The following is a 24,228-nucleotide window of genomic DNA, read 5'->3' on the forward strand; positions in this document are numbered from 1 at the left end:
TGTCGTCCACACCTTACAAAGCAAGTGCTTGGTAGGTTATCCTACCGGCGTGGTTGCGATCCAGACCTCAGATTCCGGCACCGCCGCCGCCGACGCGCGGTTTTCCGCCGAAGTGCGCGAGTGGCTGGCCGAGAATCTGCACGGAGAGTTCCGCGCGCTGCGCGGGTTGGGCGGTCCCGGCCGCGAACACGAGGCGTTCGAGGAGCGGCTGGCCTGGGACCGGCACCTCGCCGCGTCCGGCTGGACCTGCCTCGGCTGGCCGAAGGAGTACGGCGGGCGCGAAGCCACCGTGCGCCAGCAGGTGATCTTCCACGAGGAGTACGCCAAGGCGAACGCGCCCGCGCGCGTCTCGCACGTGGGTGAGGAACTGCTCGGCCCCACCTTGCTCGCGTTCGGCACCCAGGCGCAGAAGGACCGGTTCCTGCCGGGGATCCGGACCGTCTCCGAGCTGTGGTGCCAGGGGTATTCGGAGCCGGGCGCCGGCTCGGATCTGGCGGCCATCGGCACCGCCGCGCACCTCGACGGCGACGAGTGGTCGGTCAACGGGCAGAAGATCTGGACCTCGCTGGCGCACGTGGCGGACTGGTGCTTCGTCGTCGCGCGCACCGAGAGGGGCTCGGTGCGCCACAAGGGCCTGTCCTACCTGCTCGTTCCCATGAAACAGCCGGGCGTGGAAGTGCGCCCGATCATCCAGCTCACCGGGACCTCGGAGTTCAACGAGGTGTTCTTCGACGACGCGCGCACCGCCGCCGACCTGGTCGTCGGCGAGCCCGGCGACGGGTGGCGCATCGCCATGGGCACCCTGACCTTCGAACGCGGCATCTCCACCCTCGGCCAGCAGATCCGCTTCGCGCGCGAACTCGCCGACATCGAGGCGCTGGCCCGGCGCACCGGCGCGGCCGACGACCCCTTGATCGCCGATCGCCTGGACCGGGCGTGGGTGGGACTGCGTGTCCTGCGCGCCCACGCGCTGCGCACGATGGAGGGTGCGGGTGTGGACGACGGCGGGCAGGCGTCCGTCGCGAAACTGCTCTGGGCCAACTGGCACCGCGGGCTGGGCGAGCTGGCCATGGCCGTGCTCGGCGCGCGCGGGCTGGTGGCCGACGAGGACGACGATCTCAACGAATGGCAGCGGCTGTATCTGTTCACCCGCGCCGACACCATCTACGGAGGTTCGAACGAAGTGCAGCGCAATATCATCGCCGAGCGGGTGCTCGGGCTGCCGAGGGAGGCGCGGCCGTGAACGGGCGGGCCGTCGGGACCGAACTTCAGGCGGGCCGGAGCGAGGTGCGAGCATGAGCGGGCCGTTGTCGATCGCGCCCGAACCCATCCCCGGGCACGGACTGCTGACCGGTCGCGTCGCGGTGGTCACCGCCGCCGCCGGTACCGGGATCGGGTCGGCGACCGCGCGCAGGCTGTTGGCCGAGGGCGCCGACGTGGTGGTCTCCGACTGGCACGAACGCCGGCTCGGCGAGACCGAAGTCGAACTGAAAGGCGAGTTCCCCGACCGGCGGGTGGCCGCCATCGCCTGCGATGTGCAGAGCACCGAGCAGGTGAACGACCTGGTGCGCGGCGCGGCCGAAGCGCTGGGCCGCATCGACATCATGGTCAATAACGCCGGACTCGGCGGCGAGACGCCCGTGGTGGACATGACCGACGAGCAGTGGGACCGGGTCCTCGACATCACGCTCAACGGCACCTTCCGCTGCACGCGCGCCGCGCTCGGGTACTTCCGGTCGGCGGGGCACGGCGGTGTGATCGTCAATAACGCGAGCGTGCTCGGCTGGCGCGCGCAGTACGGGCAGGCGCACTACGCGGCCGCCAAGGCCGGCGTGATGGCGCTGACCAGGTGCAGCGCAGTCGAGGCCGCCGAGCTGGGCGTGCGCGTCAACGCGGTCGCGCCGAGCATCGCCCGGCACGCCTTTCTGGACAAGGTCAGCTCCACCGAACTGCTGGACCGGCTCTCCGAGCGGGAGGCGTTCGGGCGCGCGGCCGAGCCGTGGGAGGTGGCCGCGACCATCGCCATGCTGGCCAGTGACTACACCAGTTACCTGACCGGCGAGGTCGTCTCGGTGAGCAGCCAGCGCGCCTGAGGCGATCTCGGTGAGATCGTTTCCCGGCCGCTGATCATGCTTCCGATCAGGTAAAAAGGCTGGCGTGTCGGGGGTGCGGGTGTGCCATGCTGAAAGTGGTCGGATCCCGCACTCGGAGTTAGGGGCGATCGCCATGGGCTCGGAATGCCCAGATCCCCGCGAACAACTGGAACTCGATGTGGTGAGCGAAGTCGTGCTCGCCAGGCGTCGGCTGGACAGTATGGTGCTCGCCGCGCTCACCCTCGGCGCCGAACTCATGGCGCACGAATCCGAACGGGCCACCGCCTCCCGCGCCGCGCAGATCCTCGAGGGTTTCGCCGTCGACGAGGAGGCGATCACCCGCGATCCCAAGGCCGCCCTGCGCGCCGACCTCGCGCGCGACCGCGCCCGCCTGCGCCGCATCGGCGTGGGCGGCGGCCTGTCCGAGCAGGACCGGCACCGCAGACGCCGCACCGCCCTACTCTGCGAGGTGCGCTCGGATCTGCTCGAGGTGCTGCGCCGGTGCCGGCGCGAGCGCGTCGACGGCACCGCCGTCGGCGCCGCCATCGCCCAGGGGCTGTGCGCCGCCACCGACAAGCTCGTCCTCGGCGCCGATATGACCGCCTACCAGGCGTGGCAGCGCGGCATGGTGCTGAAGATCAGCGAGGAGCCGGTGCCCTACGGTCCGCCGCGCGCGATGGCGACCGTCGACGCGGGGCCGGGGTGTGTGCCGCTGACCGTCGAATGGGATACGCCGGAGCGGCGATTGGCGCTGGTGGCGCGGATGGCGCGGGCGGGGGTCTCGCCGGTGATCATCTGCGATCGATTGCTGGCGGACCTGTCGATGTCCTCGCCCCTGCGCTACTCGCTGCGCTGAGCCTGACGCCGAGAGCCGCCGCGCTCCCGTGCCCACCTTTCACCAAGCAAATGCTTGGTTTATGATGGCCGTTGTGACGGCACCTGACTCTTCGAAATCGGCTCGACGGACGGAACTGCTCGCCATGGCGGCCGATCTCTTCGCGGAGCGCGGGTTGCGGGCGACCACCGTGCGGGATATCGCCGACGCGGCGGGGATTCTATCGGGCAGCCTCTACCACCACTTCGATTCGAAAGAGTCGATGGTGGACGAGATCCTGCGCGGATTCCTCGACGACCTGTTCGGCCGGTACCGCGAGATCGTCGGGGCCGGGCTGAGCGCGCGCGACACGCTCGAGGCGCTGGTGCTCGCGTCCTACGAATCCTTCGATCGCAGCCACGCGGCGGTCGCCATCTATCAGGCCGAGGCCAAGCGGCTGCGCGATGCGGAGCGCTTCGCCTACATCGAGGAGTACAACCGCGAGTTCCGCGAGCTGTGGCACCGGGTGCTCACCAGCGGTGTCGAGGACGGCAGCTTCCGTCCCGAGCTCGACGTCGAACTCGCGTACCGCTTCCTGCGCGACACGGTGTGGGTCGCCGTGCGCTGGTACCGGCCGGGCGGCCCGATCACCGTCGAGAACCTCGCCAAGCAATATCTCACCATCGTGCTCGACGGCCTCACCGCGCCGCGGCACCGCGACTAGGAGTTTTCATGTCTACACCCTCGGCCCGCCGTGCTGCGCGTACCCACCCCGCAGGCTCCGACGGCAACCGTCCCCCTTATGCCCCACTGCGGGACGCCTACGTCATCGACGCGGTGCGCACCCCGGTCGGCAAGCGCGGCGGCGCGCTGGCGGGCGTGCACCCGGCCGATCTCGGCGCGGCGGCGCTGCGCGGCCTGCTGGACCGCTCGCCGATCGACCCCATCGCCGTCGACGACGTGATCGTCGGCTGTGTCGACAACATCGGCCCGCAGGCGGGCAATATCGGCCGCACGGCCTGGCTGACGGCGGGGTATCCGGAGGAGGTCCCCGGCGTCACCGTGGACCGCCAGTGCGGTTCGTCGCAGCAGGCGGTGAACTTCGGCGCGCAGGCGATCATGAGCGGCACCGCCGAGGTGATCGTCGCGGGCGGCGTGCAGAACATGAGCGCCATCCCGATCTCGGCGGCCATGCTGGCCGGCAAGGAGTACGGCTTCGACTCGCCGTTCGTCGGCGCGCAGGGCTGGGACCACCGCTACGGCACCGACGAGGTCTCGCAGTTCCGCGGCGCGCAGCTGATCGCCGAGAAGTGGGGCATCAGCCGCGAGGACATGGAGCGCTGGGCGCTGCGCAGCCACGAGCGCGCCCGCCGGGCCATCAAGGAGGGCAAGTTCGACAACGAGATCGTGCCGGTGGGTGATTTCTGGATCGACCAGGGCCCGCGCGAGACCTCGCTGGAGAAGATGGCCTCGCTGCCGCCGCTGGCCGAGGGCAGCCCGCTCACCGCGGCCGTGGCCAGCCAGATCTCCGACGGTGCCAGCGCCGCCCTGCTCGCCTCGGAGTGGGCGGTCCAGGAGTACGGGCTCACCCCGCGCGCCCGCATCCATCACGTGAGCGCGCGCGGCGCGGACCCGATCTTCATGCTCACCGCGCCGATCCCGGCCACCAAGTGGGCGCTGGAGAAGACCGGTCTCACCATCGACGACATCGACGTGGTGGAGATCAACGAGGCGTTCGCCCCCGTGGTGCTGGCGTGGTTGAAGGAGACCGGCGCCGATCCGGAGAAGGTGAATGTCAACGGCGGCGCGATCGCGCTCGGCCACCCGCTCGGCGCGACCGGCACCAAGCTGTTCGCGACCCTGCTCAACGAGCTGGAGCGCCGCCAGGGGCGCTACGGCCTGCTCACCATCTGCGAGGGCGGCGGCACCGCGAACGTCACGATCATCGAACGACTCTGACGGATCTCCCCTGAGCGGGTGGACCGCGGCGCTCGCCGAATGCCCCGCGCCGATGTCCACCTCGCACGGGTCCGGTCGTTCGCGTGCCGGAAGGTGAACGACGAAGTGCCGCCCGGACTTCCGGGCGGCACCTCGTCGAACGCGCGCTCAGACGGGCGGGGCTTGCGTGACCGTCGCCCCGTCACGCAACGCCGCGAGCGCATCGATCCGAGCGACCGCGTCGGTCATGATCCGGTCGATCAGGTCCGCGCAGGTGGGCAGGTCGTCGATGATGCCGGTGACCTGTCCCGCGGCGAGGACGCCCGCGTGGGTGTTGCCCTCGACGAGCCCGGCGCGCAACAGCATCGGGGTATTGGCCGCCATCACGACCTGAGACCAGGTGAGGTCCTTGGTCTTTCGCATGGCCAGGCCGTCGCGAACCATCGTGGACCACTTCATCCCGGTCATGCTCTTGAAGCGCGCCGCGTTCGACACCGCGGCCGCCAGCCCGCGCCAGCGGCCCGAATGTTCCAGGCGCTGCACGAGTTCGGTGTTGAGCACCCGGTGCGGCATACCGTCGACCTTGAGCGAGACCACCGTGTCCTGGAGGTGGCGGTCCAGGTACTCCTGCTTCACCGCGTCGGGCACCGTGCTCTCCTGGGTCAGCAGGAACCGGGTGCCCATCGCGATCCCGGCCGCGCCGTAGGACAGCGCCGCAGCCAGCCCGCGCCCATCGAAGAATCCGCCCGCGGCCACCACCGGGATGTCCACCGCGTCCAGCACCGAGGGCAGCAGCAGCGTGGTGGCGACCGGGCCGGTGTGCCCGCCGCCCTCCCCGCCCTGCACGATCACCGCGTCGGCGCCCCACGACGCCACCTTCACCGCGTGCTTGGCCGCCCCGATCGACGGAATCACCACCACGCCCGCGTCTTTCAGCTTCGCGATGAGTTCCTTCTTGGGCGCCAGCGCGAACGACGCCACCGCCACCCGCTCGCGGATGAGCAGGTCGATGCGGTCGGGCGCGTCCGCCGCGTCGGCGCGGATGTTCACGCCGAAGGGCTTGCCGGTCTGCGCCTTCGTCTTCGCGACGGCGGCCTCGAGCTCCTCATACGTCATGGTCGCCGAGGCCAGGATGCCGAGCCCGCCCGCGTTCGAGGTGGCCGACACCAGGCTCGGTCCGGCCACCCAGCCCATGCCGGTCTGCACGATCGGATGCTCGATGCCGACCAGTTCGGTCAGCGGCGTCCGCAGCCGGGGCGTCACGACGGCACCTCGCTCTCGCGAATCTTCTTGGGGTCGAGCACATCCCGGATGATCCGCAGTTCCTCGGCCGTCGGCAGCCGGGACTCGCCCGCCTCGGCGAGCCCCGCGATCTCGAACGAGGTGTTCTCCGCGACCTCCTCGGTCGTGACGCCGGGGTGCAGTGACCGGGCGCGCATGGTGTGGCCGGGACCTTCGAAATCGAAGACGCCGAGATTGGTCACCACGCGGTGCAGGTGCAGGAAACGAAACGCCGGATTGTCCGGATCGACCTTGTCGTAGCCGACGCCCGACACGATGTCGACCCGGTCCACGAACACGCGCTTGGTGTGCCGCGCGACCCAGTAGCTGGTCGGATGGTTGAGGGTGTTGCCGGGCGCCCCGCGCACGCCGAACATCTGGCGCGTGGGCTGTTGCAACGGGCCGAAGGCGGACAGGTTCTGGTTGCCGTACCGGTCGATCTGGTTGGCGCCCATCACCACGTGCCGGCGTCCGGAGGCGACCACGTCGAACACCCGGCGGAACGGAATCCAGCCCTCCACCGGCGACTTCCCGCCCAGCGGCGGCGTCTCGGCGAGATACAGCGCCTCGCCGTCGGAGAGCAGCAGATCGGGTTCGGTGGTGAGCTTGGCCAGTCGCGCACCCAGGGTGCTCATCGGCGTCATGGGCGAGGCCATGATCTCGCCCGCGCCCGCGAAGATCTCGGCGCAGGCCACCGCGCAGACCTCCGCGCGGGTGATGGTGTCGGTGCTCATCTACGCCTCCTGGAACTTGCGCACGGCGGCCTGGTACTCGTCCTCGGACACCGCGAGATAGGTGTCCACGAACTCCTGCCACGACTCGGGTGTCTTCGCGGCCTCCACGTAGTGCCGCTGGAATTTCTCGTCGCGCCGGTAGTCGTCGCCCGCGAGCGTGAAGTGCGCCCCCCCGGGAGCCTCGACCACGCCGTCGACCATCATCCGGTTGAGCAGAAGCGATTGCAGGGGAACGGCTTTCACCAGTTCCTCGGTGTCCACGATCCGCTCCACCGACAGGTAGCGGCGCTCGGCGGCCAGGCAGTAGAGGTCGTCGAAGTACGGGTCGACGCCGGTGTATGCGGCGTTGCCGTGCTTGTCACCGATGCTCAAATGCACCAGTGCCGCATCGAGATTCAGCGCGGGCATCGCGGTCAGCGTCTCGGGCCTGCCGTCCGGTCCCGGGTACGGCGAGGTGACCGTCCGCAGCTCGCCCTCCCAGAAGTTCGGCACGTCGGAGCCGAGCCCGGCGCGGATCGGCAGGAACGGCAACCGCGCCGCGGCCGCCTCCAGCCCGCACTTGAGCATGCCCTCGTCCATCTCCCTGGCGATCAGCGCGCCCGACGTGCGGGCCTTCGCGAACCACGGATCGTAGAACGGGGCCGAATCCAGTGACACGAAGCCGTAATACGCCTTGCGCACCTTGCCGGCCGAGCACAGCAGGCCCAGATCCGGCCCGCCGTAACTCACCACGGTGAGATCGGTGACGTCGGAGCGCAGCAGGGCGCGCACCAGCGCCATCGGCTTGCGCCGCGAACCCCAGCCGCCGATGCCGATGGTCATGCCGCTGCGCAGCTCGCCGACCACGTCCTCGAGCGACATTCTCTTGTCGCGCATGTGTTTTCCCCTACTTTCCGGCCTTGCGGGCCGCGAGATCGTCGTCGAATCGGGCCCTGATCTCGTCGGCCACGCCCGCGAGATTGAGTTCGAAGGTGAAGCCCTGCTCGTAGCGGTAGCTGCGGTGCACGTCCTGGAGGTCGATGCCGTTGAGCGCCCGCTTGGCCGCCCGCAGCACGCGGCCGTCCTTGGCCGCGATGTTCTTGGCGAGTTCCATGGCGGCGGCGTCGAGTTCGGCGCGCGGCACCACCTGGTACACCGACCCGTGGTGGTGCAACTGCTGCGCGGTGATGGTGCTCGCGGTGTAGAACAGCGCGCGCATGAGGTGCTGGGGCACCAGCCGCGCCAGGTGGGTGGCCGCGCCGAGAGCGCCCCGGTCCACCTCGGGCAGGCCGAAGGTGGCGTCGTCGGAGGCGATCACCACATCGGCGTTGCCGACCAGGCCGATGCCGCCGCCCAGGCAGAAGCCCTGCACCACCGCGATCACCGGCACCGGGCAGTCGTACACCGCGCCGAACGCCTCGAAGCAGCCGTGGTTGGCGTCGATGAGCGCCTGGTGGCCCGGTTTGCTCTGGATCTCCTTGATGTCCACGCCCGCGTTGAATCCGCGGTTCTCCGCGCGCAGCACCACCACCTTGGTCTCCGGGTCGCGCCCGGCGGCGCGCACGGCGTCGGCGATGGCGAACCAACCGTCGGTCGGAATGGCGTTGACCGGCGGATAGTCCACCGTGACCACGGTGATGCCGGTTGATTCGGTGTGACGGTCGATCCCCATCGCGTATCCCATCGTGCGTGCCGGAAGTCTGTCGCATTGGCAAAGCAAGCAGTTGCTTGGTAGGTTAGCACGGTGGGACTCGAAATCGATCTGGCCGATCGCGTCGTTCTGGTCACCGGCGGGGTGCGCGGTGTCGGCGCGGGCATCAGCCGAGCCTTCCTCGCGGCGGGGGCGACCGTGGTCGCCTGCGCGCGCCGTCCGGCCGATACGCCCGTCGTGCACGGCGATCGCGAGATCGACTACCTGCCCTGCGACGTACGCGATCCCGACGCGGTCCGAGAGCTGATCGATACCGTCGTCGCGCGATACGGCCGCCTCGATCACCTGGTGAACAACGCCGGTGGCGCGCCCTTCGCCCTCGCCGCCACCGCCAGCCCGAAATTCCACGCCAAGATCGTGGAGCTGAATCTGCTTGCCCCGCTGCTCGTTTCGCAGGTGGCCAACGAGGTGATGCAGCGCCAGGACGCGGGCGGCTCCATCGTGATGGTCTCCAGCGTCAGCGGGCACCGCGCCTCGCCGGGCACCGCCGCCTACGGCGCCGCCAAGGCGGGCGTCGACAGCCTCACCCAGTCGCTGGCCGTGGAGTGGGCGCCCAAGGTGCGGGTCAACTCGCTGGTCGTGGGCCTGGTCGAGACCGAACTCAGCGAACTGCACTACGGCGACCGCGACGGTGTCGAGGCCGTCGCCGCCACCGTGCCGCTGGGCCGGATGGCCGCGCCCGAGGACATCGGCCGCGCCGCCGTCTTCCTGGCCTCACCGCTGGCCGCCTACATCAGCGGCGGCTCGCTGCCCGTGCACGGCGGCGGCGAGCGCCCGGCCTTCCTCGCCGCGTCCACCGCCGCCAACGGCGCGAAGCACTGACCGCAACCGCAACGAAAGAGGACAACAGGGAATGGACGAGCAGATCTGCGCCGGGCGCACCGTCATCGTCACCGGCGCGGGCCGCGGGATCGGCCGGGCGCACGCGCTGGCCTTCGCCGCCGCGGGCGCGCGCGTCGTGGTCAACGACATCGGCTCGGCCCTCGACGGTGCCGCCACCACCGAGACCCCGGCCGCCCAGGTGGTCGCCGAGATCGAGGCGATGGGTGGGCAGGCCGTGGTCAACGGCGACGACGTGGCCGATTGGGCGGGCGCGCGCAACCTGGTCCGCCAGGCTGTGGACACCTTCGGCGGGCTGGACGTGCTGGTCAATAACGCCGGCTTCGTGCGCGACCGGATGCTGGTCAACCTGGGCGAGGAGGAGTGGGACGCGGTGATCCGCGTGCACCTCAAGGGCCACTTCGCCACCATGCGGCACGCCGCCGAGTACTGGCGCGGGGAGGCCAAGGCCGGTCGTCCGGTCGACGCCCGCATCATCAACACCAGCTCCGGCGCCGGCTTGCAGGGCAGCGTCGGCCAGGGCAACTACGGCGCCGCCAAGGCGGGCATCGCCGGGCTGACCTTGACCGCGGCCGCCGAGTTCGCCCGCTACGGCATCACCGTCAACGCCATCGCCCCCGCCGCGCGCACCCGGATGACCGAGACGGTGTTCGCCGAGACCATGGCCAAGCCCGATTCCGGCTTCGACGCCATGGCCCCGGAGAACGTGTCCCCGCTGGTCGTGTGGCTGGGCAGCGCCCGGTCGGCCGGGGTGACGGGCCGCATGTTCGAGGTCGAGGGCGGCAAGGTCGCGCTGGCCGACGGCTGGCGCCACGGCGTGGCCGTCGATCGCGGCGCGCGGTGGGAACCCGCCGAGCTCGGGCCCGTGGTCGCCGACCTCATCGCGAAGGCGGCGCCGCCGGAGCCCGTCTACGGCGCGTGAGCCGCACCGAGGTTTGCTGAGCGGGCTGGGTAACCTGCCAGTGAAACCTCGGCTAACACCGGGGAGGACGAAAGTCCCCGGTGCCTGTGACCGGGGGTACTTTCTCTGCGTCGATTCCTGGCGGGCATTACTATGGGCGATCGTCCGTAGAAGTCCGGGTGGGTGAATCGCGACCGGGCGGAGATCAGCGCTGTAGGTACGGCGTGCTCCCCGTGTGACGGGGAAGACCCAGGGAAGGCTCGCGAATGGCCGTTGGTCGCATGTTCCGCGCGGTGGCACTGGCCGGTGCTGTTGCCGGGTTTGCGCTATGCGGATCCGTCGCGGCGACCGCGCAACCCGGTGGCATCCCACTGGAGGAGCCCTCGTCGCCCGGATCGTCCGAAGTGACGCCGCAGCCGCTGGGCCTGGACCCGAACAACCCCGGGTATTACGGCGAGGAGATCGGCACGCCCGGTCCCGTCGCGGGCCCGGGCTCCGGTTCGGCGGGCGCGGGCTCGGCCGCCGCTGGTTCGGCGGGAGCTGGTTCGGCCGCCGCTGGTTCGGCCGGTGCGGGGTCGGCGGGTGCCGGTTCCGCCGCTGGTTCGGCCGCAGGCGCGGGTTCCGCCGCGACCGGCTCCGGTGGGCTCGGCGCGGTGCTCGGCTCCGGTTCCGCCGGCCTGGGCGCGCTGCTGGGCACCGGCTCGGCCGGCCTGGGCGCCGTGCTCGGAACGGGTTCCGCCGCAGTGGGTTCCGCCGGTGTGGGCCTCGGCGCGACCGGTTCGGCCGCGCTCGGCACCGGTTCGGCCGCACTCGGTTCGGCGGGCGTCGGCGCCGCCGCGACGGGTTCGGCCGCGCTCGGCTCCGCCGGTGTGGGATCGGCCGGAGTCGGTTCCGCCGCAACGGGTTCCGCCGCCCTCGGCTCGGCCGCGGTGGGGTCCGCGGCGGTCGGTTCGGCCGCGCCCCTCCTGCTGCTCCTCATCCCGATCCCGGCCGTCCCCGCACCGCCCGCCGTGGTTCCGCCGGTGCCGGTCATCATTCCGCCGGCCGTTCCGGCCGTGCCCGCGATCCCGGCTCCGCCGCTGGCCCCGGTGCCCGTCGCCGCGCCGCCCGCGCTACCCGAACAGGCGCCACCACCGCCGCCACCTGCCCCACCGGCTCCGCCCGCGGCACCCGCCGCGCCCGCGAACCCCGACCACAACGTCCGCCCGACCAGCGCCGACGACGGCCTGCCCGAGCCGAACATGCTCTCGGTGATCGGCGGCCTCGCCGCGCTCGCCCTGGCGGGCGCCGGTTCCGGTGCGGTGAGCTTCCAAGGCGCCTCCGCCGCGCAGGCGCGCATCGACGCCGCCCGCGCCCAGTTCTTCGGCCCGAGGTCGTGAGGTAGCGATGAGTGAGAGCAGGACGCAGAGCAGCTCCCGGTCCTACCGCCGGGTGGCGGCCGCCGTCGACGCCGTGTGCGCCGTCGCGGCCGACTCCGACGCCACCACCCTCGACGAGGTGGTGGCCGCGATCGCCGACGAGCGCAGGCGCGAAATCGAGATCGCCAGTGCGCATCTGGGCCCCGGCGTGTGCGGACAGCGCCGGTTCTACCCCGACCGCGACGTGATCGTGCTGGCCCAGGCACTGCCCAGCCGCGACCACACGCTGGCCCACGAACTCGGGCACATCGTGTTCGATCACGAGGGCGCGCCCGCCCCCGAGGTCACCCTGGAGGCCAGCGACGATTTGATCGCCTACATGCTCAGCCAGCGCGCGCACCAGCAGATCGTGGACGACGGCGCCGACGAACTCGCCGAATGGGAGGCCGAGACCTTCGCCGCCATGCTCATGACCCGACTGCGCGTGTTCAACAGCCGGGGCGCAGGCGTCTCGGTCCTTCGATTCGATGAGGCACTCGGATGACGCTGTGGCTGACCGCAATGCTGGTGTGGATCGCGGCGGGTGCGCGCGTGGGCCGCGTGCTGGTCAAGCCCGCCACCACCGCGCGCGTCGCGATCGTCGTCGCGGTGGCGGCGGTGGCGGCCGCCGCGACGGTGGCCGTGCCCGAAATCGCTTTGGCCATCGACAATCTGCTGCCGCGCGGCCTGCCTCCGGGCCTGCTGTCCGACGGCATCGTGCTCGGGTCGTGGCTGGCCTTCGTCACCGCGACCTCGGTCGTCGCGGCGGCCGCCTGGCCGGTGGTGTCGCGGCGCAACCTGCGCCAGATCGCGATGCTCATCTACGCCGGAGGCGGTGTGGCGGTGCTGATCTCGCTGCTGTGGTCGTTCACCTTCGGCTGGATGCTCGTCGCGCTGGGCAGCGTGTTCATCGTGGTAACCGGTCTGCGCAACCTGGACTGGACCACCCTGGGCCGCGGTATCGCCATCTATACGGCGGGCACCGCCGTGGTGGGTGTGCTCGCGGCGCTGAACATCGGCCGCGCCCTCACCGACGCGCCCCGCGCCCCGCACGGCGAACCCACCTTCGCCTGGGTGGCGTGGGAAATCGCCAGTCTGCTCATCTCTTTCGGCGCGGTCTGGATCGTGGTGGAGCTGTGGGTGCGCGCGCGGCTGCTGCTGCGCCAGATCCGCCCGCTGCACCGCACCATGATCAAGCGGTTCCCCGAGGTCGTCGCGCACGATCAGACCGGAACCTCCACGCAGCTGCGGGCTTCGGACCAGGTGGCCCAGATCATGGACGCGCTGTACCTGCAGTCGGGCAGCGGTGTGGAGCTGGTCGCGGCGGGCGCGCCGCCGGCCTCGATCCCGGAGCGGGCCGGGCTGGTGGCGGAGTGGGCGCGTAACCCGTTGGGTGACATCGTGGTCGACGCGCGCTGGATCGCGCCGCCGGAGGGCGTCAGCCCGCGCGGCTGGGTGCGGGCCATCGCGCTCGCTTTCGAGAAGGCGCAGGGCGCCAGGGCGGAACGGGCGCGGTCGCGGTGACGTCGCCGGCGACCCGTGCTCGCGGTGTCGCCGCCCGCTGAGAATCGTGCCCGGGAAACTCGGGTCTTTCCAACGGACTTCGCGCGTCGCAGAATGCCGCGGTTCGCAGCAGTGCGTTTGCCCAATGGCGTTCCGCGCACCGAGCGGTTCGTCCGGAGCGTACGTGCAAACGTTCTTGCATTGCGCTGAATCGGAATGTGTGCGCACGCGGTCCACACACGAGCCTAATGCGCGAGCGAACCGCGCCGGGGTGCCGTCGCGGCGGCCGCGCCGAATTGGCGGGCGGCCGCGACGGCCGCGCTATGGGCGGCGGATCGCACAACGCGGCACAGTGCGACCTTCCGGTCGCACTGTGCCGCGTTGGTGGTGAACCCTATTCGGTTCCATCCGGAGGAATTTCGGGCAAGCCTTCGCTGGCCCGCAACTTCTCCGCCATGGAGGTGAGGAGGTTCTGTGATTCTTCGGAGAGGTCGAACGCCCTACTCGACAACCGTCGCAGCCCATAGCCCTGCAGCTGGGCCAGCAGCTCGAGATCGTGGTCGATCTTGGCCGCGTAGATGTCGTTGAAGAAGTAGTCGGGCTTGACCTTGAAGAACTTGGCCAGTGCCGCCACCGTTTCGTCCGACGGGTTGGTCCGTTGCCCCGACCGCAACTGCGAGAGATACGGTTTCGAGATCGGATGCCCGGAGGCCGTCAGCGCAGCCGCAACCTCCGCGTTGGTGTGCGGCTTGCGCCCCGGGGGATGCACGGTTTCGAACAGCTTGTTCAGCCGCGCCGCGAAATCAGCCATTGTGAGCCGCCCAATTCCCTTCGCTGTACTAACAGTCGTTATCTCGGATACGTATCATTGATATTAGCGGCTCAGTAACTGAAAACCTACGCCTGATTCCGGATTTCCTTGAAGCTTCCAGGCGTGACGTCGGCGAAGGCACTGGGACGGCGGCGTTTGCGGGTCGCGCCAACGTCTCTGGTAGAGGCCTGGTACGACCCGGTTCTAGCCCGTCGCGACGGTCTTCCCCGACGGCTCGATGATAGCTAAAAGATAGCTGACATCTCATCTAGTCGGTTGTATCGCGGATTGTGTGGTGTACGACACGTTTTCCGGGCCCGGGGATGAACGTTCAACTTGCAGCATGGAATTGGTTGAACTTGCTACAACCTCTCGATGATCGTACCTGTCGCCAGTGCGCCACCGGCGCACATGAGCACCATCGCGGTGCCCTGGCCGGTGCGTTCCAGCTCGTGCAAAGCCGTTGTGATGAGCCGGGATCCGGTCGATCCCACGGGGTGGCCGAGTGCGATGGCTCCGCCGTTGACATTTACCCGGTCCATGTCGGGTTGGTGTACAGACGCCCAAGATAGTGCGACCGAGGCGAAGGCCTCGTTGATCTCGAAGAGATCGATATCGCCGATGCTCATCCCGGATCGCTCCAGCAGACGCGTGCACGCCTGCACCGGGCCGTCCAGGTGGAACTCGGGCTCCGCGCCGACGAGCACCTGGGTCCTGATCCGCGCGCGCGGGCGCAATCCCGCTGCGGTGGCGGCCTTTTCGTCCATCAGCAGCACCGCGGCCGCGCCGTCGGAGATCTGTGAGGAACTGCCCGCGGTGTGCACGCCGCCCTCCAGGACCGGCTTCAGCTTCGCCAGCCCTTCGGCGGTGGTCTCGCGCAGGCCCTGATCGCGGGTGACGTCCACCTTCTCGCCGGTGAGCGCGCCTTCCTTGTCCACCGCGGGTGCGGTGACCGGGAGCACCTCGCGGTCGAAGCGGCCTTCGGTCCAGGCCCGCGCGGCCAAGCGCTGTGAGCGCGCGCCGAATTCGTCCACGTCGGCGCGAGTGATGCCGCGCCGCTTGGCGATTCGTTCGGCGGCCTCGAACTGGTTGGGCAGATCGATGTTCCACGACGCGGGCCTGCGCGGCCCGGCGTGCTCGCCGACGTTGGCGCCCAGCGGAACTCGGCTCATCGCCTCCACGCCACAGGCGATGCCGACGTCGATGGCGCCGGTCGCGATGAGTCCGGCGATGAGGTGGTTCGCCTGCTGCGCGGACCCGCACTGCGCGTCGACGGTGGTGGCGCCGGCCTGCCAGGGGAGCCCGGCGTGCAGCCAGGCGACACGGGTGACGTTATTGGACTGCTCGCCCGCCTGGGTGACGCAGCCGCCGATCACCTGCTCGACCCGGGCCGGATCCAGGTGGGCGCGCTCGAGCAGGCCGCGCTGGGCCAGTCCGAGCAGTTCGGCGGCGTGCAGCCCGGCCAGCCACCCCCCGCGCTTGCCGATCGGGGTGCGCGCGGCCTCGACGATGACGGGTGTGCCCATCTCGGTCCTTTCCTCGGTGCAAACTGAAACGTGTGACAGCAGGATCTCGCCAGCTTCTTTACTAGTCCTTCCGGCTGTGCTGGAATTGATTGTAGAACGTGTTTCAGTTTGTCGAAGGAGACATCTGGTGGTTGAGACCCGCAGCGCCCACCCGAAACTGCCGGACGGGTTCGACGTCACGGACCCGGACATCTACGCCCATCGCGTGCCGGAGGCCGAGTTCGCCGAGCTGCGCAAGGCCGCGCCCCTGTGGTGGAACCCGAAGTCGCCCGAGGTGGGCGGCTTCCACGACGACGGCTTCTGGGTGGTCAGCACCCACGCCGACGTCAAGGAGGTGTCGCGCCGCAGTGATGTCTTCTCCACCCACGAGAACACCGCGATCCCGCGCTTCAACGACGACATCACCCGCGAGCAGATCGAGCTGCAGCGCTTCATCCTGATCAACAAGGACGCGCCCGAGCACACCAAGCTGCGCAAGATCATCTCGCGCGGCTTCACGCCCAGGGCCATCAACAGCCTGCGCGCCGAGCTCTCGGCGCGGGCGCGGGAGATCGTGACCGCCGCCGCGCAGGCCGGCTCGGGCGACTTCGTCACCCAGGTGGCCTGTGAGCTGCCGCTGCAGGCCATCGCCGAGCTGATCGGCGTGCCGCAGGAGGACCGCATGAAGGTCTTCGAGTGGTCCAACGAGATGACCGGCTACGACGACCCGGACATCGACATCGACCCGGTCGCCGCGTCGACGGAGATCCTCGGCTACGCCTACCAGATGGCCGAGGAGCGCCGTCAGCGCCCGGCCGACGACCTGGTCACCACCCTGATCGAGGCCGATGTCGACGGCGATCACCTCACCCCGGAGGAGTTCGGCTTCTTCGTCATCCTGCTGGCCGTCGCCGGCAACGAGACCACCCGCAACGCCATCACGCACGGCATGATGGCGTTCCTCGACAACCCCGACCAGTGGGAGCTGTACAAGCGGGAACGCCCGGCCACCGCGGTGGACGAGATCATCCGCTGGGCCACCCCCGTCACCTCGTTCCAGCGGACCGCGCTGGAGGACACCGAACTGAGCGGGGTGCGGATCAAGAAGGGGCAGCGGCTGGTGCTGCTGTACCGCTCGGCGAACTTCGACGAGTCGGTGTTCGAGAACCCGGACACCTTCGACATCACCCGCGACCCCAACCCGCACCTGTCCTTCGGCGGCACCGGCGCGCACTTCTGCGTCGGCGCGAACCTGGCCCGGCTCGAGATCGATCTGATCTTCAACGCCATCGCCGACCACCTGCCCGACATCACCAAGATCGGCGATCCCAAGCGGCTGCGGTCGGGTTGGCTGAACGGCATCAAGGAGTTCCCGGTGGACTACCGCACCGCCGGGGCGTAGCGCACGAAAAGGGCCCCTCGGACCGGAGTACCCATTCGGTCCGAGGGGCCCTTCCCTGTGCCGCCCCGAGGGGGAGGGGCGGCCGGTTATCAGTCGACGCGCCTGGCGGTCGCCATCGCGCGGTCGACCTCCCAGAACGCGCGCAAGGCGGCGATCTTGCCCGCGCCGTCGACCCGGTAGGTGAACACGCCGTCGGCGTCGATCTGATGTCCGCCGAGGCGGCTGCGGATGGTGCCGGTGAAGGCCACCTCCGCGCCGCAGGCGAAAGAGTCGTCGAAGAGGAATTCGATCGACTCGGTCTGCGCTATCGCCTTGTCCCAGAACGCCGCGATCGCGTCACGCCCCCGATGCCCCTTGCCCTCCGGGTCGAATCCCGACGGGCCGATGGGATCTTCGACGATCCCGTCCTCGGCGAACAAAGCCAGCCACGCGTCCTTGTCCCGCGCCCGCACCGCCGCCTGCGACGCCAAACCCGCGGCCCGAGCGGGATGTTCGGTCTTCGTGCCGGTCATCAGCGAGGCCTCTCCGCACCTACAACCCACATGGAAAAATACTGGGACCCACCGCCATACGCGTGGCCCATCGCCTTGCGCGCATTCGGCACTTGGTAATCACCCGCCTTGCCCATGACCTGCTTGGCGGCCTCGGCGAACCGGATGAGCCCGGACGCGCCGATCGGGTTGGAGGAGAGCACGCCGCCGGACGGGTTCACCGGGATGCGGCCGCCGATCTCGGTCTCGCCCTTCTCGGTGAGCTTCCAGCCGTCGCCGGGGGCGGCGAAGCCGAGGTTCTCCAACCACATCGGCTCGAACCAGGAGAACGGCACGTAGATCTCGGCGGCGTCGATCTCCTCGAGCGGGTCGGTGATCCCCGCCGCCTGCCACAGCGCGGCGGCGGCGTCGCGGCCGGCCTGCGGATTCACCTGGTCGCGCCCGGCGTAGGTGGTGGGTTCGGTGCGCATGGCGGTGCCGTGCACCCACGCCACGGTGCGGCCCTGCGCCTCCACGGCGGCCGCGGCGTCGGCGTCACCGAGCACGATGGCGCAGGCCCCGTCGGAGGAGGGGCAGGTCTCGTCGAAACGGATGGGGTCCCACAGCATTTGGGAGGCGAGCACCGACTCCATGGTGATGTCGGGCTGGCGCAGGTGGGCCAGCGGGTTCTTCGCGCCGTTGCGGCGGTCCTTCACCGCGACCATGGCGCCGATGTGCGAGGGCGCGTTGGCTCGGCGGATGTAGGAGCGCACGTGCGGCGCGAAGTAGCCACCCGCGCCCGCGCCCACCGGCATGGTGAACGGCACCGGGATCGACAGCGCCCACATCGCGTTGGATTCGGACTGCTTCTCCCACGCCACCGCGAGCACCCGCTTGTGCACGCCGGCCTGCACCAGGTTGGCGGCCACCACGCCGGTGGAGCCGCCGACCGAGCCCGCGGTGTGCACGCGCAGCAGCGGTTTGCCGGTGGCGCCGAGCGCGTCGGCCATGTGCAGTTCGGGCATCATGACGCCCTCGAACAGGTCGGGCGCCTTGCCGACCACCACCGCGTCGATATCGGCGATGGTGAGTCCGGCGTCGGCGAGCGCGCGATCGATCGCCTCGCGGCACATGCCCGCCATCGACACGTCCGAGCGTTTCGTCACGTGATGTGTTTGACCGGTGCCGAGCACCGCGGCCGGGAAGCTCACTGCCCCTCCAAAACGGTAACGAGGTTCTGTTGCAGCGCGGGACCGCTGGTGGCGTGGGCGAGGGCCCGATCGGCCTCGCCCGCCATGATCGCCTCGGCCGCGAAGCCGATGCGCTCCAGTCCCGCCGCGAACATGGGGTTGCCGGCCAGCGGGCCGCCGGACGGATTGACCTTGGTCTCCGGTTTCAGTCCGATCGCCTCGGCGAGGATCAGCTGCTGGTGGCTGAATTGCGCGTGCAGTTCGGCGATATCGAAGCCGCTCAGGTCGCCGCCCGTGACCTGCTGCGCCGCGGCGGCGGTGGACGGCGAGACGGTGAGATCGCGCGCGCCCAGCACCGGGGTGTCGATGCGGTGCGCCATGCCCTTGATCCAGACCGGTCGCTCACACAGGTCCCGCGCCCGGTCGCCGACGGCGAGCACCACGGCGGCCGCGCCGTCGGTGACGGGCGCGCAGTCGTGGGCGCGCAGCGGATCGGCGACATACGGTGTGGCGAGCAGACTTTCGACGTCGCCGGAGCCGTTGGCCGCCACCGCGGCCATATCGCGTTCGCTCCAGCGGCCCGCGTCGATGCCCGCGCGCGCCTGGAGTCCGGCGATGGACAGCGCGTCGGGCCACAGCGGCGTCACGAGGTAGGGGTCCAGCTGCATGGTCATGATCTGGCGCAGGGTGCCCGCCGAGGACTTGCCGAAGCCGTACACCAGCGCGGTGCGCGCCTGCCCCGACTTCAGTTTCACGAACGCCTCGTACAGCGCCCAGGCCGCGTCCATCTCGACGTGCGATTCGTTGATGGGCGGCACCGCGCCGATGGCGTCGACCGCGGAGATGAACGAGAACGCCCGTCCGGCAAGGTAATCGGAAGATCCCGAGCACCAGAAGTCGATATCGGACTTGCTGATGCCCAGCTTCTGGTAGAGCTGGGCGAAACAGGGCACCAGCATCTCGACACCGTTGGTGGTGCCGAAGGTCTCCGGCACGTGCGGCGCGTGCGCGAAGCCCACGACCGCGATGTCGTTGTCAGTCAACGTGCTCGCCTCTCAGAGGTGGTGGGAGTAGGTCTCGTAGTCGGCGTCGGGTTCGCCGCTGGGTTCGAAGTGGTCCACGTTCTCCAGCCCGTGGCCCCACTCCTCGCGGGGTTTCCACACCGCCTTCACCCGCATGCCCATGCGCACTTCGCTTGCCTCGCAACCGAGTACCAGGTGCAGCACGGGGATGTCCGCGCCGTCGAGCAGCACGTAGGCCGCCACATACGGCGGCTTGATGCGCTGGCCGAGGAACGGCACGTTCACGATGCAGAAGGTGGTGACGGTGCCGTGGTCGGACAGTTCGATGTAGTCGTCGGTGGGCCTGCCGTCGGTCGGATTCGCCCCGCGCGGCGGGAAGTACACCTTGCCCGCGGCGTCGGTGCGCGCGCCGATGAGCTTGCCCTCGGCCAACCCGCGCAGGTAGACCGTCTCCTGCGGGGACGCGGTGTGCTTGTAGGACAGGTCGACCGGCGTGGTGATCATCGTGACGGGATCGCCACTCGCGGAAGCGCTTTCGATGCCGTTGCCCTCGCCCGGCTCGAAACACGCGATATCGGTGATGAATCCCTGCGTCTCGTCGGCCCAGCGGATTCGCACGCGCAGACCGGTGTGGATGTCCTCGGGGGAGGCCACGTCCACCGCGTGCAGCAGCGTGGTGTCGGCACCGTCAAGCTTGATCAGCGCCCACGCGAACGGCCGGTCGAAGGGCTGGCCGGGCAGCGGATCGCGGACCCAGGTCCAAGTGGCGACGGTGCCGGTGTCGGACACGTCGACGAATTCGGTGAGCGGCTCGGTGGTGACCGGATCGTACTCGGCGGGCGGGACCAGCACGCGGCCGTCCGAGCCGCGGATGCCGACCACACGGCGCGCGCGCAGCTCGGTCAGGAACCTGCCGATGACCGGCCCTACCGAGCGGGTGTAGTCGAATCGCGCCCGCAGCGGGGCGCTCAGCACGTCGGGTGCGGTGCTGGTGCTCAAATCCGGCCCTCTCTCCGTTCGTGTCCGGCGGCGTTCGCCGGACTCGGCCCGTACCGTCGACGGGGGAAGCGGTGTTCAACCCGGACGGGGCGCGGGCGCCGCCGATCCGGCCGGGTCCCGCCCCTGACTTCGCCGGATGCGGTATTCCCCTGCGTCACGCTATCGAGTAGAACAGGTTCTTATTCTGGTGGCAAGCAGTGGATCGGGAAAGGGTCGGCCATGAAGTTCGGATTGCAGCTCGGTTATTGGATGGCGCAGCCGCCGCGCAACGCGGGGGAGATGGTCGTCGCGGCCGAGCGGGCCGGTTTCGACGCGGTCTTCGCCGCCGAGTCGTGGGGCTCGGACGCCTTCGGCCCGCTCACCTGGTGGGGGTCGGACACCGAGCGCGTCCGGCTGGGCACGTCGGTGGTGCAGATGTCGGCGCGCACGCCCGCCGCCACCGCCATGCACGCGCTGACCCTGGACCACCTCAGCGGCGGCCGCGCCATCCTCGGGCTCGGCGTCTCCGGGCCGCAGGTGGTGGAGGGCTGGTACGGGCAGCCGTTCGCCAAACCGTTGCAGCGCACCCGCGAGTACGTCTCGATCATCCGCAAGGTGCTGGCCCGCGAGGCACCCGTGACCAATGACGGCCCGCACTACCCGCTGCCATACACCGGACCGGGCGCGGTCGGGCTCGGCAAGCCGCTCAAGCCGATCACCCACCCGCTACGTGCGGATCTGCCGATCTGGCTGGGCGCCGAAGGCCCGAAGAACGTGGCGCTCACCGCCGAGATCGCCGACGGCTGGCTGGCCATCTACTACGCGCCGCGGCTGGCCGATATGTACAACGCGTGGCTCGACGAGGGATTCGCCCGGCCCGGTGCCCGCCGGTCGCGGGAGGACTTCGAGATCGCCGCCAGCTGCCAGGTGGTGATCACCGACGATCCGGCGGCCGAGCTGGAGAAGATGCGCTGGATCATGTCGCTCTACATCGGCGGGATGGGCGCGCCGGAGCTGAACTTCCACGCGCAGGTGTACCGGCGGATGGGCTACGAGCGCGAGGTCGAGGAGATCGGCAAGCTGTTCCAGGCGGGCAAGAAGGCCGAGGCCGCGGCCGTGGTGCCCGACGAGCTGATCCTGGACACCGCGATCATCGGCGACGCGGACCATGTGCGCGAACAGGTGAAGGTGTGGGAGGCGGCCGGCGTGACCATGCTGCTGGTGTCGGTGCCCGATCTCGAGCAATTGCGTCTGCTCGCACCCCTTGTCGAACAGTAGAACGCGTTCTAGATTCAATGGGGTGACGGCGCAGGAGTCAGCCAACGTTCTCGGTCTGTGGAATATCGCCGCGGCCGATCCGGACCGGATCGCGGTCGTCGATCCCGGCGGCCGGGAGGTGACCTATCGCGAGCTGGCCACGCTCGCCGACCGCTACGCGACCGGTCTGCGCTCGCTCGGGATGGCCACCGGCGACGTGCTGGTGAGCATGGTGCACAACTGCGTCGAGGCGGTGGCGGCGTACTTCGCCGCCTACCAGGCGGGGCTGTACATCGTCGCGGTGAACTGGCACCTCACCGGTCCCGAGGTGGCCTACATCCTGCGCGACAGCGAGGCCAAGGCGTTCTTCGCGAGCGAACGGTTCGCCGCGGCCGCGAAAGCCGCCGCCGACGAGGCGGAACTGCCTGTCACGGCCCGCTTTTCGGTGGGCCCGATCGAGGGGTTCAAGTCCGTGGCGTGGCTGGGCGCGGCCGACACCGGCAGGCCCGCCGACCGCAGCACCGGCGCGCCGATGCTGTACACCTCCGGAACCACGGGGCGCCCCAAGGGAGTTCGGCGCCCGCTCACCGGCGCCGACCCGGATGTGGTGCCGCCGCACACCGGCGCGTTCTTCGGCCTGTTCGGGCTCGCGCCCTACGGCGACCACGTGCACATCTGCGGCTCGCCGCTGTATCACACGGCCGTGCTGAACTTCGCGACGATCTCGATCCAGTTGGGGCACAAGCTCGTTCTGATGGACAAGTGGGATCCCGAGGAGATGCTGCGGCTCATCGACAAGTACCGCGTGACGCACAGCCACATGGTGCCCACCCAGTTCCACCGGCTGCTCGCGCTGCCGGAGGGGGTGCGCGCGAAGTACGACGTGTCCTCGCTGCGCAGCATGGTGCACGGCGCGGCGCCTTGCCCGCCGGAGACCAAACGCAAGATGCTCGAGTGGTGGGGGCCGGTCGTCACCGAGTACTACGCCGCGACCGAGGGCGGTGGCACGGTGATCACCGGCGAGGAGTGGTTGCGCAAGCCCGGTTCGGTCGGCAAGGCGTGGCCGTGGTCGGTGATCAAGGTGCTGTCCGAGGCGGACGGGTCCGAGGTCGCCCCCGGGGAAGCCGGCCTGGTGTACATGAAGATGGGCGGCTCCAGCTTCGAGTACCACCACGACAAGGCCAAGACCGAGGACGCGCGCGTCGGCGACATGTTCACCGTCGGCGACATCGGTTACCTGGACTCCGATGGCTACCTCTACCTCTGCGACCGCCGCTCCGACCTGATCCTCTCCGGCGGCGTGAACATCTACCCCGCCGAGATCGAGAGCGTGCTCGTCACCCACCCCAAGGTCGCCGACGTCGCCGTCTTCGGCATCCCGCACCCCGACTGGGGCCAGGAGGTGAAGGCCGTCGTCCAACCCGTCGACAACGTCGACCACGACGACGCCCTCACCGCCGAACTCCTCGCCTTCGCCGCCACCCAACTGGCCAAGTACAAGATCCCCCGCACCGTCGACTACCTCCCCGAACTGCCCCGCGACCCCAACGGGAAGCTCTACAAGCGCAAGCTGCGCGATCGGTACGTGCCTGCGTCGTAGTCCGGGCGGCGCGGGGCCGCGACGATCAACAGGCCGCCAGTCGTGCCAGATCGAACGCCTCTTTGGCCGGAGCCGACAGTGCCGCGCGAAGACGGGTTGCTTCGGCGGCGGACCACAGGCACTCGGTGAACTCGGCTTCGCTCATCTCCGCCGGAACGTAGAACTCCGCGACACGGGGCGGTTCGCCTTCGGACGCCGACCAGACAACAGCCTGCCGGTCCGTCAGGTTGTGTCGTACGGGTTCGAGAACGCCTCCGTCGGCACTGTCGTAGACCGTCTGCGCTTCCTCGGAGGTCAGGTGGACGAACACGCCGAGTGACCCCTCGTCGGTCTCGTCGAACATCCACCAGAGCAACGCACCGCTGGGGATGTGGAACAGCATGATGTTGGAGAAGCCGTCCCAGCGTCCGAGTACCAGCGGCTGCCGGAGCGGCTTCTCGATCAGCCATCCGTATCGGTCGGTCACGTCGGATCACCTCCAATCCCCCAGGTCAACGACTCCAGTGTGACACGGGTGGGACTGACCCACCATGCCTGATTGATCACCAGCTCGTGGGCTTGCTCTGGCTCGATCGGGGCGAGAACACTCACGTGTGCGGGGTTGCGTGGTGTCGGTGTCCGCATCACCAAGTAGTCAGCCTCGATCAAATCGCCGACACGGAACCATCTCACGCGTTCTCGAATGCGGATGCGGGCCGGCGGATTCATACCCCTCACCGCCATTCCTGCCTCCTCCGGCGTGCACTTCCCGAGCAGCATCGAGATGTCGTACTCGATCGGCGTGCGTCGATCGAATCGGGGT

Annotated in this window: 24 protein-coding genes; 13 read left to right on the plus strand and 11 right to left on the minus strand. The window is 69.7% G+C overall.

The window, feature by feature from the left end:
- The first annotated feature begins 49 nt into the window (after nt 1-49).
- The 5 genes from DFR74_RS24635 (at nt 50) to DFR74_RS24655 (ending at nt 4,866) form a co-directional block, all read left to right on the plus strand.
- Complete coding sequence (locus tag DFR74_RS24635; RefSeq protein WP_067505378.1) at nt 50-1,243, plus strand: acyl-CoA dehydrogenase family protein; 1,194 nt, start codon at nt 50-52, stop codon at nt 1,241-1,243.
- Between the two features lie 52 nt (nt 1,244-1,295).
- Entirely contained in the window at nt 1,296-2,093 is a 798-nt protein-coding gene (locus tag DFR74_RS24640) for an SDR family oxidoreductase (protein ID WP_067505375.1), read from the plus strand.
- A 133-nt stretch (nt 2,094-2,226) separates the two neighbouring features.
- Nucleotides 2,227-2,949, plus strand: coding sequence for a hypothetical protein (locus DFR74_RS24645; RefSeq protein WP_067505372.1), 723 nt, complete (start codon nt 2,227-2,229; stop codon nt 2,947-2,949).
- A 64-nt stretch (nt 2,950-3,013) separates the two neighbouring features.
- Entirely contained in the window at nt 3,014-3,631 is a 618-nt protein-coding gene (locus DFR74_RS24650; RefSeq protein WP_067505581.1) for a TetR/AcrR family transcriptional regulator, read from the plus strand.
- Nucleotides 3,632-3,717: 86 nt separating this feature from the next.
- On the plus strand, nt 3,718-4,866 hold the full coding sequence (locus tag DFR74_RS24655; protein WP_067505578.1) for an acetyl-CoA C-acetyltransferase: 1,149 nt from the start codon (nt 3,718-3,720) through the stop codon (nt 4,864-4,866).
- A gap of 147 nt (nt 4,867-5,013) precedes the next feature.
- On the opposite strand, the gene DFR74_RS24660 is transcribed toward DFR74_RS24655, so the two are convergent.
- The 4 genes from DFR74_RS24660 to DFR74_RS24675 are packed head-to-tail and all read right to left on the minus strand — an operon-like array spanning nt 5,014 to nt 8,511.
- Nucleotides 5,014-6,108 carry an NAD(P)H-dependent flavin oxidoreductase gene (locus tag DFR74_RS24660; RefSeq protein ID WP_067505369.1) on the minus strand — a complete coding sequence of 365 codons (1,095 nt, stop codon included), beginning with the start codon at nt 6,106-6,108 and terminating at the stop codon, nt 5,014-5,016.
- The gene (locus DFR74_RS24665; protein WP_067505366.1) at nt 6,105-6,860 is read right to left on the minus strand and encodes a CoA-transferase subunit beta; all 756 of its coding nucleotides are present in this window, start codon (nt 6,858-6,860) and stop codon (nt 6,105-6,107) included. Before DFR74_RS24665 ends, DFR74_RS24660 begins: the two co-directional genes overlap by 4 nt.
- Nucleotides 6,861-7,736: a CoA transferase subunit A gene (locus tag DFR74_RS24670; protein WP_198161689.1), complete on the minus strand. Its 876-nt coding sequence runs from the start codon at nt 7,734-7,736 to the stop codon at nt 6,861-6,863.
- A 10-nt stretch (nt 7,737-7,746) separates the two neighbouring features.
- Entirely contained in the window at nt 7,747-8,511 is a 765-nt protein-coding gene (locus DFR74_RS24675) for an enoyl-CoA hydratase family protein (protein WP_067505363.1), read from the minus strand.
- A 72-nt stretch (nt 8,512-8,583) separates the two neighbouring features.
- Between DFR74_RS24675 and DFR74_RS24680 the strand changes: the two genes are divergently transcribed.
- The 5 genes from DFR74_RS24680 (at nt 8,584) to DFR74_RS24700 (ending at nt 13,212) form a co-directional block, all read left to right on the plus strand.
- On the plus strand, nt 8,584-9,372 hold the full coding sequence (locus DFR74_RS24680) for an SDR family oxidoreductase (RefSeq protein WP_067505360.1): 789 nt from the start codon (nt 8,584-8,586) through the stop codon (nt 9,370-9,372).
- 31 nt (nt 9,373-9,403) lie between these two features.
- On the plus strand, nt 9,404-10,312 hold the full coding sequence (locus DFR74_RS24685; RefSeq protein ID WP_067505357.1) for an SDR family oxidoreductase: 909 nt from the start codon (nt 9,404-9,406) through the stop codon (nt 10,310-10,312).
- Between the two features lie 383 nt (nt 10,313-10,695).
- A complete protein-coding gene (locus DFR74_RS24690; protein WP_113975268.1) occupies nt 10,696-11,670 on the plus strand; it encodes a hypothetical protein in 975 nt (324 codons plus the stop codon).
- 7 nt (nt 11,671-11,677) lie between these two features.
- Nucleotides 11,678-12,193 carry an ImmA/IrrE family metallo-endopeptidase gene (locus tag DFR74_RS24695; protein WP_067505334.1) on the plus strand — a complete coding sequence of 172 codons (516 nt, stop codon included), beginning with the start codon at nt 11,678-11,680 and terminating at the stop codon, nt 12,191-12,193.
- Entirely contained in the window at nt 12,190-13,212 is a 1,023-nt protein-coding gene (locus tag DFR74_RS24700) for a hypothetical protein (protein WP_067505331.1), read from the plus strand. The genes DFR74_RS24695 and DFR74_RS24700 overlap by 4 nt, the downstream gene beginning before the upstream one ends.
- 373 nt (nt 13,213-13,585) lie before the next feature.
- Here DFR74_RS24700 and DFR74_RS24705 read toward each other — a convergent pair whose 3' ends face one another.
- Nucleotides 13,586-14,002, minus strand: a complete 417-nt coding sequence (locus tag DFR74_RS24705) for a helix-turn-helix domain-containing protein (RefSeq protein WP_019044759.1) — start codon at nt 14,000-14,002, stop codon at nt 13,586-13,588.
- A gap of 362 nt (nt 14,003-14,364) precedes the next feature.
- Nucleotides 14,365-15,528 carry a steroid 3-ketoacyl-CoA thiolase gene (locus DFR74_RS24710; protein ID WP_067505328.1) on the minus strand — a complete coding sequence of 388 codons (1,164 nt, stop codon included), beginning with the start codon at nt 15,526-15,528 and terminating at the stop codon, nt 14,365-14,367.
- A gap of 127 nt (nt 15,529-15,655) precedes the next feature.
- Here DFR74_RS24710 and DFR74_RS24715 point away from each other — a divergent pair, with 127 nt between their 5' ends.
- On the plus strand, nt 15,656-16,909 hold the full coding sequence (locus tag DFR74_RS24715; protein WP_067505325.1) for a cytochrome P450: 1,254 nt from the start codon (nt 15,656-15,658) through the stop codon (nt 16,907-16,909).
- 89 nt (nt 16,910-16,998) lie between these two features.
- Here DFR74_RS24715 and DFR74_RS24720 read toward each other — a convergent pair whose 3' ends face one another.
- Genes DFR74_RS24720 through DFR74_RS24735 form a run of 4 tightly spaced genes read right to left on the minus strand, consistent with a single transcriptional unit; the run spans nt 16,999 to nt 20,590 of the window.
- A complete protein-coding gene (locus DFR74_RS24720; protein ID WP_067505322.1) occupies nt 16,999-17,421 on the minus strand; it encodes a nuclear transport factor 2 family protein in 423 nt (140 codons plus the stop codon).
- Nucleotides 17,421-18,590 carry a thiolase domain-containing protein gene (locus DFR74_RS24725; protein ID WP_067505319.1) on the minus strand — a complete coding sequence of 390 codons (1,170 nt, stop codon included), beginning with the start codon at nt 18,588-18,590 and terminating at the stop codon, nt 17,421-17,423. Before DFR74_RS24725 ends, DFR74_RS24720 begins: the two co-directional genes overlap by 1 nt.
- The gene (locus tag DFR74_RS24730) at nt 18,587-19,612 is read right to left on the minus strand and encodes a thiolase domain-containing protein (protein ID WP_067505316.1); all 1,026 of its coding nucleotides are present in this window, start codon (nt 19,610-19,612) and stop codon (nt 18,587-18,589) included. Before DFR74_RS24730 ends, DFR74_RS24725 begins: the two co-directional genes overlap by 4 nt.
- A 12-nt stretch (nt 19,613-19,624) precedes the next feature.
- Complete coding sequence (locus tag DFR74_RS24735; protein ID WP_067505313.1) at nt 19,625-20,590, minus strand: Zn-ribbon domain-containing OB-fold protein; 966 nt, start codon at nt 20,588-20,590, stop codon at nt 19,625-19,627.
- 219 nt (nt 20,591-20,809) lie between these two features.
- Here DFR74_RS24735 and DFR74_RS24740 point away from each other — a divergent pair, with 219 nt between their 5' ends.
- The gene (locus tag DFR74_RS24740; protein WP_067505310.1) at nt 20,810-21,847 is read left to right on the plus strand and encodes an LLM class F420-dependent oxidoreductase; all 1,038 of its coding nucleotides are present in this window, start codon (nt 20,810-20,812) and stop codon (nt 21,845-21,847) included.
- Nucleotides 21,848-21,869: 22 nt separating this feature from the next.
- Nucleotides 21,870-23,426 carry an acyl-CoA synthetase gene (locus DFR74_RS24745; RefSeq protein ID WP_067505306.1) on the plus strand — a complete coding sequence of 519 codons (1,557 nt, stop codon included), beginning with the start codon at nt 21,870-21,872 and terminating at the stop codon, nt 23,424-23,426.
- A 25-nt stretch (nt 23,427-23,451) separates the two neighbouring features.
- Here DFR74_RS24745 and DFR74_RS24750 read toward each other — a convergent pair whose 3' ends face one another.
- Complete coding sequence (locus DFR74_RS24750) at nt 23,452-23,892, minus strand: hypothetical protein (RefSeq protein WP_067505303.1); 441 nt, start codon at nt 23,890-23,892, stop codon at nt 23,452-23,454.
- Between the last annotated feature and the right edge of the window lie 336 nt (nt 23,893-24,228).

Origin of the sequence: Nocardia puris, from assembly GCF_003315035.1 — a bacterium.
Classification (GTDB): domain Bacteria; phylum Actinomycetota; class Actinomycetes; order Mycobacteriales; family Mycobacteriaceae; genus Nocardia; species Nocardia puris.

Bases quoted from the DNA above. Each gene is read 5' to 3' on its own strand.
- DFR74_RS24640 (WP_067505375.1), top strand. From the start codon at position 1,296: ATGAGCGGGCCGTTGTCGATCGCGCCCGAACCCATCCCCGGGCACGGA.
- DFR74_RS24645 (WP_067505372.1), top strand. From the start codon at position 2,227: ATGGGCTCGGAATGCCCAGATCCCCGCGAACAACTGGAACTCGATGTG.
- DFR74_RS24650 (WP_067505581.1), top strand. From the start codon at position 3,014: ATGGCCGTTGTGACGGCACCTGACTCTTCGAAATCGGCTCGACGGACG.
- DFR74_RS24665 (WP_067505366.1), bottom strand. From the start codon at position 6,860: ATGAGCACCGACACCATCACCCGCGCGGAGGTCTGCGCGGTGGCCTGC.
- DFR74_RS24670 (WP_198161689.1), bottom strand. From the start codon at position 7,736: ATGCGCGACAAGAGAATGTCGCTCGAGGACGTGGTCGGCGAGCTGCGC.
- DFR74_RS24675 (WP_067505363.1), bottom strand. From the start codon at position 8,511: ATGGGGATCGACCGTCACACCGAATCAACCGGCATCACCGTGGTCACG.
- DFR74_RS24685 (WP_067505357.1), top strand. From the start codon at position 9,404: ATGGACGAGCAGATCTGCGCCGGGCGCACCGTCATCGTCACCGGCGCG.
- DFR74_RS24695 (WP_067505334.1), top strand. From the start codon at position 11,678: ATGAGTGAGAGCAGGACGCAGAGCAGCTCCCGGTCCTACCGCCGGGTG.
- DFR74_RS24700 (WP_067505331.1), top strand. From the start codon at position 12,190: ATGACGCTGTGGCTGACCGCAATGCTGGTGTGGATCGCGGCGGGTGCG.
- DFR74_RS24705 (WP_019044759.1), bottom strand. From the start codon at position 14,002: ATGGCTGATTTCGCGGCGCGGCTGAACAAGCTGTTCGAAACCGTGCAT.
- DFR74_RS24710 (WP_067505328.1), bottom strand. From the start codon at position 15,528: ATGGGCACACCCGTCATCGTCGAGGCCGCGCGCACCCCGATCGGCAAG.
- DFR74_RS24720 (WP_067505322.1), bottom strand. From the start codon at position 17,421: ATGACCGGCACGAAGACCGAACATCCCGCTCGGGCCGCGGGTTTGGCG.
- DFR74_RS24740 (WP_067505310.1), top strand. From the start codon at position 20,810: ATGAAGTTCGGATTGCAGCTCGGTTATTGGATGGCGCAGCCGCCGCGC.